The 9,992-nt window shown below is 30.9% G+C and carries 8 protein-coding genes and 1 pseudogene; 6 read left to right on the plus strand and 3 right to left on the minus strand.

Annotated elements, in window-relative coordinates; all coding sequences use genetic code 11:
• Position 1: 1 nt before the first annotated feature.
• Genes BW926_RS11920 through BW926_RS11945 form a run of 6 tightly spaced genes read left to right on the plus strand, consistent with a single transcriptional unit; the run spans position 2 to position 3,743 of the window.
• Entirely contained in the window at positions 2 to 904 is a 903-nt protein-coding gene (locus BW926_RS11920) for a DUF6734 family protein (RefSeq protein WP_076447340.1), read from the plus strand.
• Positions 891 to 1,499 (plus strand): hypothetical protein, encoded by a 609-nt coding sequence (locus BW926_RS11925; protein WP_076447342.1) that lies wholly within the window; start codon positions 891 to 893, stop codon positions 1,497 to 1,499. The genes BW926_RS11920 and BW926_RS11925 overlap by 14 nt, the downstream gene beginning before the upstream one ends.
• Before the next feature lie 57 nt (positions 1,500 to 1,556).
• The gene (locus BW926_RS11930) at positions 1,557 to 1,754 is read left to right on the plus strand and encodes a hypothetical protein (RefSeq protein WP_076447343.1); all 198 of its coding nucleotides are present in this window, start codon (positions 1,557 to 1,559) and stop codon (positions 1,752 to 1,754) included.
• A 50-nt stretch (positions 1,755 to 1,804) separates the two neighbouring features.
• On the plus strand, positions 1,805 to 2,008 hold the full coding sequence (locus BW926_RS11935; protein WP_076447345.1) for a hypothetical protein: 204 nt from the start codon (positions 1,805 to 1,807) through the stop codon (positions 2,006 to 2,008).
• 56 nt (positions 2,009 to 2,064) lie between these two features.
• Positions 2,065 to 2,745: a methyltransferase domain-containing protein gene (locus BW926_RS11940; protein WP_076447347.1), complete on the plus strand. Its 681-nt coding sequence runs from the start codon at positions 2,065 to 2,067 to the stop codon at positions 2,743 to 2,745.
• 8 nt (positions 2,746 to 2,753) lie between these two features.
• Entirely contained in the window at positions 2,754 to 3,743 is a 990-nt protein-coding gene (locus tag BW926_RS11945; RefSeq protein WP_179078013.1) for a methyltransferase domain-containing protein, read from the plus strand.
• Between the two features lie 207 nt (positions 3,744 to 3,950).
• Here the strand turns inward: BW926_RS11945 and BW926_RS11950 are convergent, their stop codons facing one another.
• From BW926_RS11950 to BW926_RS11960, 3 genes and pseudogenes are all read right to left on the minus strand, one after another.
• Positions 3,951 to 4,589 (minus strand): hypothetical protein, encoded by a 639-nt coding sequence (locus tag BW926_RS11950; protein WP_076447351.1) that lies wholly within the window; start codon positions 4,587 to 4,589, stop codon positions 3,951 to 3,953.
• Positions 4,590 to 4,668: 79 nt separating this feature from the next.
• Entirely contained in the window at positions 4,669 to 9,537 is a 4,869-nt protein-coding gene (locus BW926_RS11955; RefSeq protein ID WP_076447353.1) for a DEAD/DEAH box helicase, read from the minus strand.
• Between the two features lie 57 nt (positions 9,538 to 9,594).
• Positions 9,595 to 9,992, minus strand: a pseudogene (locus tag BW926_RS11960) (transposase); the annotation flags it as partial.

Below are 9,992 nucleotides of genomic sequence, written 5' to 3' on the forward strand. Positions count from 1 at the left end.
AATGAGTAATTTTAAGATTGTACAAAGTTTTTGGTCAAAACCTTTTTTGGAAGCAGCAAAAAAAAATAAAAACTTATGGCTGAATAAAGAAATGTTTTTTATTTCCAATGCCCTTAGTGTATTGAAGCTGAAAGAATTTTATTCAAATGTAGAGCTAGTTACAGATCATTATGGAAAAAGAATTTTAATTGATATTTTAAAATTGCCATATGATTCTGTGGATTTATCTCTAAATGATATTGATAATTATAGGCATGAGTTATGGGCAGTGGGGAAAATAAAAGCGTATTCGATTCAAAATGAACCTTTTCTACATATAGATAATGATGTTTTTCTATGGAAGGCATTTGAAGAATCATTTTTAACTAATCCACTATTTTGTCAAAACTTTGAAAACAATGTTGAATATTATTCAAAAATTACAGAGGAAATAAAAGAAAACGCTTTTAAGATTCCAAAAGAAATGACCCCTTATATTGAGAATAAAGCAAATTTGAATGGCTATGAAGGTATAAATGCAGGAATCATAGGAGGAAATGATTTAGATTTTTTTAAAAAGTATTGCCAATTAGCATTTAATATAATTGATAAAAATTATAATAAACTTGATAATTTAAGCAGTATCAATCCTTTTAATGTGTTTTTTGAACAAGCACTGTTTCATAGCTTGTCCATACATGATAATGTACATGTTGAAAAACTTTTCCCTCCTACTGATAAATCATTTATTGAGTTGGTTAGGATTGAAAATATTCCTTCATCATTTTATATCCATCCTGTTGCTGTTTGGAAAAAATCTATTCATATAAACGAGTACATTTATATTACACTTAAAGAAAGTTATCCTGAATATTTTGAAAGAATACAAACATTATTAAAAGAAAAATACCATGAAGTATTTTAAAGAAATCAAAGATATTCTTATAAAAGATTATGCAGTAGATAATGCAGAATTGCTAGAATTAGACGAGTTGAAAAATGCAGTGATAGGCATAAATGATGAGACCTTATTGCGAAAGTTTGAAATGAATGAGTATCTTTTCAACTATCAACTTAATATAAATTATGAAGAACTGTATCAGAAAAGGGTGAATAACTATTTTCTTATTCAGGAAAAAAATAAAAATAACCCCAATCTTTTACTTGAGGCTAAGTATCGTATCAATGATGTTGGGGTTTTATTGCATATTGATGGCGAAGGAAAGAAAATTTTCTACGAAGAAAATGGACATTCTAACATTGATACAGGTCAATTGGTGTCCTCTTATATAAGTTTTTCATTTAATAAAGATTGGGGATATATGAATTTTATTTTGACCAATGACGATTTAATTTTAATTGATATAATTAGGGGTGGGCAGAATGAGTTTTATGGGTATGAATTAAAAGAATCTTTAAAAGAAATCTTTCAGGAAGATAGTGATGACAACATTAGCAAGTTCACAATTAATCTACTAAAACATTTTACATTAAAAATAAATGCTTTAGATATTTTGTAGTTTCAACAATATTATTACATTTGTTAGATTATTAAACAATTTTAAACCTTAAAACTTATGTTGAATTTAAAAAATTTCAAGAAAACTACTGAAAGTAACCAAAAAAATGGTAGAATTTCACTAGATGAGTTCAAAAAACAAGCAACTCAAAACGAAAAAATGGATTTAGAAAAATTGACAGGAGGCATTTTGGGAGCTTGTCATGCACAATGGTTCCCAGAGCAAGGAACTATATATAAATATGGTTGGGGATAATATATTAATCAATAAAAATAAATTTTAACACAAATATATATTTGGAACTTATGAGCAGATTAACACTAGACCAGTTTAAAAAAGAAACTGTAAAAAAAGAACAAGATATTAAAGAACTTAAGAAACTTACAGGAGGTATTTTAGGAGCTTGTCACACAACAGCACCAGCACCTTCAGGAAATGGAACAAAAGAATTGAAAGAATTGCAGCAGGTAATTAAAGATATTCAGGCTCAATATCCATGGGTAAACTAATTTCTTTTGAAAAAAAGAACTAATTAAGGAGCGTAAGCTCCTTTTCTTTTATAATTATGAATGCAGATTGGAAATTTTCAGGAGATATTGTTCAAAATTTTGACAATCATATCTTATCATCAGTACCTTTATATAAACAAGGTCATAAACTTATATCTAATCTTTCAGATTTCTTTTTATCAGACAATTCTGTATGTTATGAATTGGGGTGCAGCACAGGTACATTACTGCAAACAATAGCAGATCATAATTCTACTAAAAATATCAAATTCATTGGTATTGAGATTGAGCAAGATATGGTCGATTTTGCAAATAGTAAATTGAATAATTATGATAATATTGATATAATTTGTGATGATATTTTAAATATTGAATTGGAAAAATCAGATATGATTATTTCCTACTATACAATACAATTCGTTAAACCTAGAATTAGGCAACTAATTTTCAATAAAATTTATGAATCCTTGAACTGGGGAGGTGCTTTTGTTTTGTTTGAGAAAGTAAGAGGTGCAGATGCAAGATTTCAAGATATTTCAACAGCCTTATACACAGATTTTAAATTGGAGCAGGGCTTCACAAAGGAAGAAATTTTAGATAAGACAAGAAGTTTAAAAGGCGTTTTAGAGCCTTTCTCATCTCAAGGAAATCTAGATCTTTTGCACAGATCAGGCTTTGTAGATGTTATGAGCATAATGAAATATATATGTTTTGAAGGGTTTTTAGCAATAAAATGACAAGTAGGATGATTTATAACAGAAATTTTTCTGAAATAGATAGGGTTAAAATTTATGTAGATAACATTCAGACCTATATTGCTGAATCTTATATGTTGCTATTTAATCATAATAAGTACAATGAATTTAATTTACACAAATACATTAATCAAGAATATAGGAAAGAATATTTTGGCTGTTTAATAGAAGCCTATCTCCATAACTACAATAATATTAGAGAATTATTATTAAATCTCAAGCCCTATGTAGAAGTTGAAGATGTATTAAGTGTTAATACTAATGGAGGTAATGCTGTTAATACAACACTAAAAGATTATTTATATCTACATAGAGACTGGTGCTATTACGAAGAAGGGGAAAAACAAGTAGAAATCATTGATAATGCTATTAAAAATTCACTACCTCTAAAAATGGAGAGTGCCCTGTTTTTAGGTTGTGGTGTAGGAAGGTTAGCTGTTGAACTTTCAGACTCTTTTAAAAAAGTATATGCTACTGATAAATCTTATTCAATGATTTGGCATATAAATAAGTTGATTTCTGAAAATAACTTTGAATTTTACAATCCACAAGAAAAAAATATCTATTCACTTGAAAATGTTGCTAAAAAACATACAGCATTCATAAAAGAGGATATTAAGAAGGTGATACGAGAAAAAGTAGATTTTTTTGTGTCAGATATATTAAACCTTCCAATTAATGAAGATTCAATTAATGCTGTTTTCTCAATTTATTTTACAGATGTTATTGCATTAAAATTATGGTTTGATAAAATAAATGCTATCATTAAAAAAGAGGGATATTTTGTCCATTTTGGACCATTGGATTATTTTTTTTCTGATGAATCAGAAATGCTTACAGCAAAGGAATTTAGATTATTTTTTGAAAAAAATGGCTATACAACAATTACTGATAAAATTATAGAGACCTCTCATTTGAATGATGCCAATTCTTTTACATATAAAGTTTACAGAAATTGGCTATTTGTTGCTAAGAAATAAGAATACCCTTCGCCTATACAGCTAAAAGGGTATTAATCCCAGTTAATGGGTGGTCATTTTGAACCGAAAAGTGGTGGTCAATTTGCTCCAAAATCAGTGGTCAATTTATTCCGAAATGAGGTGGTCAATTTGACCGTTTTTTCCAATAGTATCAAAAATACAAAAAATACTATTTACAACTTGAAGTTATTCTCAAATTTAAATTAGTTATGCTTTTAAATATCCATTTTCTCTTAATTCTTTATGTATAGAGGCTATATTTTCAGGTATTTCTGCTTTATAAAGCCAATTTACGTCAAGTCCGTGATGCATGGCTATATCCATTAAAAAAGGATTATCACCTATTTGTTTAGCCAGTTTTTCCATGACTGGAATAAAATCTATTAGATAATCCTCATGTAATTTGTTTATAATTAGCAGGGCTTTAAAGATTCTTGCAATAAAAGCGATATAGAGTTTCTGTAGTTTTTTATTGCTTTTAAATCCCATCAGATCTTTTGAAGCCTTTTCCAAAATTTCATTCAATAGGAAGATATTCAACCAAGCGTCACCGTATTTATCTTTAGTAGTAGTAACGTGCTTATTGATAAGTCCGCTCATCTCTCTTATATCCATGCTAAAATAGCCTATGGAGTATAAGTGTTGAGTAGCAGCAATATGACATTTTACTTTTAGCTGTTCTTGTAATTCTTCTCTTAATTCTTCCACACTTTTATCACTTATTAATTCAAATGAAAGTCTTTTAGCCAGCGGTAGATTTTTTTTCAACAATCTGAATATAAGTTTATCTTTTTCGTCTGAGGGCAAATGAGATATTGCCTCTTTAAGTTCTTCTGTTATTGCCATTTTTGTTAAATTATAATAGTTAGATTATTCTAACTTTTTTTATTTGTGATTAATTTAAAAAACAATCTTTACATCCTCTTTATAGTTTTGTAAGATAGCATTTAGGCAAACTCTCCACAATCTTTACAGTCTGTACAGATACATTAATGATACTAAGAAGAAGATTCAGAATGTATTTAGGGTTTCCCATTTCTTCTGCCCAGTCATTAGGATTATTGGTAATGCCACTTTTGGCATCTGTGGTGATTTGGTATCTTTCCATAATCCATTCTATGGCAGATTTTCCATTCACTACATATTCATAAGCCTTTTCTGGGATATTGTCTATAGTGATTTGGTTATTGTAGATAATACTTCTTTTTTCTCCTTTTTTAGGGAAACGCATTTTAGTAACTTTATAACTAGTAATATCTTCTCCTAAAATATTAGCTTCTGGATAAGATTCTACAGATTCATAATTAAGATGAAGTTCTGCTAAGGCTCTCCCTGCTTTACTGAACTTCCAGAAATCTCTAGGCTCTTCTACCAATGGGATTCTTGGGAGCATTTTTTTAAGGTCATTAGCAAAAGTTTCTCTATAGTCTGGGCTGTGTAAAATACCATACACATAGTAGAAAATATCCTCCTTACCTACTGAGTTACCATATTGCTTGGTAGCTCTTGTAAGGATAAAATCACTTATCCCATCTCTGCGTATATATTGGTTGGTATCTTCCTCATCAAACAATCCTCTTTGTTGTACTTTATTTTCTTCGTAATAATATAGAGGAAAACATTGACAATTTTGTAATATTTGTCCATCTGATATAATATTTGTAACTAGTGTTGAAAATTCATTTGTACCACCTATCCCTGTTACAAAAATTGTAATATTTTCTTGTTTATATGGTTTAGGGTAAAATTGTTCAAATTGTCCTCTTCTGTGAATTAAATGCTCTCCAAAATAAAGTTGTTCTTTTGTAAATGGTCTATGCATTGAAGAATATATTTTATCTTTTTCAAAAAGGCAATTAATTCCTTTTTCTAATTTAGGAATTAAACTACTAGTCCAACTTATTTTTTGGGGATTTGTTTCAATAAAATCTTTTGAAAGTAATTTAGGATTGTTTGTTTTTTCTTGTTTATATTCTAGCACTTGTAGATTATAAAAATTTACCATTCTTCCAATGTTACTACTAGCTTGATTCAGACTAAAATTATAAGACCAAGAATCTCTATTTGTAAAAACACCCAATGAATTTAATGTAAAAAAGGACTGAGCATTAATGTCAAATTTTTTCTCTGGTTCTATAGGGATAAATTCTTCAAAAATGGAGTTTCTGTGGTTTATCCAATCTCCCTCTGCATTGGGTTGTAAGGTAATGGTAGGTAGATTGGTAACTGTTTTGAAGTCTTTTATGATTTTTAGTTTTTCTTCTCTAGTAAGATAATCCCCAATATCATGATAATGGATGTTGGCTTTGCCTTTATACTCTGGATTTTTAACCAATAAGGTAATGGAAATAGGAGTTCTAGAGCCACTTCCAAAGATTTTGCCACCTTCTTTTCTGCTCAATTCTCCAGAGGTTCTTTGGTTTCCTCGTAAATTAAATACATAAATGCTAGAAAATTCTTTTTCTAATTCTTTTCTAAAGCCATCTGTACTATTGCCATCTAGCCATGCTCCATTGGATACAAAGGCTATTATTCCTCCATTTTTAGGATCTAGCCTGTCTGTACTCCATCTAAAGGCTTTTATGTAGGCATCATAAAGAGCATTTTTATTTGAAACATTTGAGTTTTTTACATATGTGCTTTCTATTCTTTTATCTAGTTTCTCATATTTTTGGTTTTGTGCATTATCATTGGTAGATTTTTGCCCAATAGAATAAGGTGGGTTGCCTATAATCACTCGTATAGGAGCAGATTTTTGTTTCTGCACCCTTTCTGAGTTTTGGGGGAACATCTCAGAAAATAATTTTTCTGTGGAATCAGTTTCTCCTAATTGGAAGGTATCAGTCAATACAATGCCATCAAAAGGAATGTACTTTTCTTTTCCTATGCCATCATCTGGGTCTTCTGTAGCATCATGAAAAGCATTTTCTATATTTACTGCTGCTATATAATAGGCTAATAAAACGACCTCATTAGCATGCAGTTCTTGGGTATATTTTCTATGGAGGTCTTTTGGGGTAATGAGTCCACTTTGTAATAATCTTACAATAAAAGTCCCTGTACCTGTAAATGGGTCTAAGATGTGGATATTTTCATCTGAAATACTTCTGCCAAATTCAGATTTCAAGACATCATTTACAGATTGGATGATGAAATCTACTACTTCTACAGGGGTATAAACTATCCCTAATTGCTCTACCATTTTAGGGAAAGCAGTTTTAAAGAATTTATCATACAATTCTATGATAATTTTCTGCTTGCCTTCTGCATTATCAATTCCAGAGGCTCTTTTCTTTACAGATTGATAGAAATTATCAAGCACTTCAAAATCTTGTGCAGAAGTGGTACTTTCTAAAACATCTAACATAGCCTGCATAGAAGTAGAAATTGCATTGTTCTTTACAAAAGAATAGCCCTCAAATAATGCTTCAAAAACAGGCTTGGTAATAATATGCTGAGATAGCATCTCTATAGCTTGAGATTCAGAAATACTAGGGTTAATGTTCTTTTGTAATCCATGTAAGAATTTATCAAAGGCTTCTTTGTGTTCTGGCTGGGTAGTAATAAGGTGTTTTATTCTGCTTATCTGGTCTTCTGCAATCTTAGCTACATCTTTAGCCCATTTTTCCCAATACACTCTATCCCCTACTTTTTGTACCATCTTGGCATACATAATGCCTTGTAATTCCTGAAATTGTAGGGCAAGTTGCTCTGTTACATCTTTAGTAGTGCCATTGCTTTCACCAGTACCTTCATCATTACCATGCGAAGCACCACCTACTAAGATTTGGCTAGGTTTCTTTTTGTTAAGGTCTATTTTATTAATAGTAGCATTAAACCTGTCATCATGCGCACGCAAGGCATTTAAAACAGTCCATACAACTTTAAATCTATCATTATTGTCTAATGCTTTAGAAGCATCTACATCAGAAGGCACTACTACAGGGATAATAATGTAGCCATATTTTTTACCTTCTGCTTTACGCATTACTCTACCTACAGATTGTACCACATCTACCTGAGAATTTCTAGCAGAAAGAAATAACACAGCATCCAAAGAGGGTACATCTACCCCTTCACTAAGGCATCTTACATTGGTAAGTATTCTACATTCATTAGGTTCTGTATCACTAGATTTTAACCACTCCAGTAATTCTTCTCTAGTGGGAGCGTTCATGCTACCATCTATGTGTTTAGAAGAAACACTTACCATTTTTTCTCTAGCTTTTGCTGGTAAAGATTCTAGGTAAATTCCTTTAGATTGGTTAAAAGTATTGGTAATATGGTTAGAAACTTTAATGTTTTGGCAGAATGCAACAGCTCTTTTCATAGGTTCTGGGTCACTCCCTTTTAATAAGCCTTCATCTCCTAAGACTTGTTTAGAAAGAGCATTAATACACCCTATGAGTTTAGAAGCATCATCAGAAGAAATTTCATTATCACTTCCTGCAATCATACTCTGTACAGAAGCAGGCACATCTTTCTCATTTAGGGTAAGAATAAGTACTTTATAATCTGTCAATAAATCATTTTCTACAGCTTCTCCAAATCCAATTCTGTAAATTTCTTCTCCATAGGTGTTTACATCATCCATAGAGCAAATAATGGCATCACTTTGCTGTGCTTTGGAGATAGAATCTTCACTATATAATCTAGGAGTAGCTGTCATGTACAGTCTTTTTTGAGATTTTATAAAATCATTGTCATGCACTTTTATAAAAGAGGAAGAATCTTCTTTGGTAAGAGAAACCCCAGTAGTTCTGTGGGCTTCATCACAAATAATGAGGTCAAAAACTGCGTTATCATTCCCCTCCTTCAGAAGATGTTGCTGAGCAGTAGCAATTACATCTATAGACTGATAAGTTGAAAACACTACAGTCATTCCTTTGTTACTAGTTCTATTGATATTTTTGAACTGAGTAATAACAGATTTCACATCTGTAGTAGCAGGTAAAGCTAAATCTACCACACTAGTATCACCTAAATCATTATTAGCTTTTTGCTTGGTGATTTTAGTATCTGAACATATACAAATAGGAGTGATGGGTTCTAATGCATCTGCTGTCCATTCTCTTAAAGTTTGTCCTAATAAGGCAATTGAAGGGACTAAAAATAATACTAAACCATTACCATTGGTTTCATTTTCTGCAATTCTAAGAGAGGTAAAAGTCTTTCCTGTACCACAAGCCATAATTAGTTTTCCTCTATCATGGTCTTTTAAATAGGTATTAGTCTTTTCTAATGCTAAAGTTTGGTGTGGTCTAAGTGATTTTTTCTCATTTCTTGCGAGTTCTCCACTTATTCCATTTTCAATTTTATCCCAATCTACAGGAGCTTGTTGTAAATCTGATAAATTAATTCTGGTAACTGGTGGATTTTGGTTTCTGATCGTTTCTTCTGCATTACCTCCCCATTTATTGGTAGTAGAAACCCAAAGTCTTTGTGAAAAACCTACAGTCTGTAACTGTTCATTTTGAAATATCCTGCTGGAAGTAGATAAAAAAGAATCTACAGCTTTTTTGTCAATGGTAGCATTTTCATCAAAACATTTACATTGAATAGCCCAATATTCACCATGAATGGTTAGAGCGACTAAATCTATCCCTGTATCCTTACCTCCAAAATCTTTTTTGCCAGGAAATTCATTCCATAACCATACTTTCTTTAGGTTATATGCATATTTAGGGTCTGTTAAAAAGTAATTTTGAATAAGCTTTTCAAATCTATCTCCTTTGTCTCTTTCTGAGAAAGATAATTTTCTGTACTGGGTAAGAATTTTATTAAAATCGTTCATTTTTGAAGGGCAAATTGATAAGGATCGCAATTTACAAAATATAACCCGTTGTGCATTTTAAATAATACTGACTTTTAAGTTATTTATATTTCGATTGAAATAGGCTTTATTGATGAATTGCACAACGGTTAAAGCTGTTATTTTAGCTAATATCCTTGTTTTGAACCCATCAAAGGATTTAGCATAATTACGTCTAATCATAAATTGGTCACATAATTGCGAAAACAATGTCTCGATCCTCTTTCGCTGTTTTTTGAACAAATAAAATTGAGGCCTGTAATCTTTCTGATTCACTCTTTTAGGCGTTTCCAATTCAATATGTGCGTAATTGAACAGATCAATTTGAATTTCAGTCGACAAATACTTTGAAAAATACCACTTATAGAACAAACCGCATGAAGTTTATAACCATAAAAATGCATTTGCTGAGAGGCACAAAAACCTCTGTTTGGATA

The sequence above is a fragment of the Chryseobacterium sp. RU37D genome (genome assembly GCF_900156075.1).
GTDB lineage: Bacteria > Bacteroidota > Bacteroidia > Flavobacteriales > Weeksellaceae > Chryseobacterium.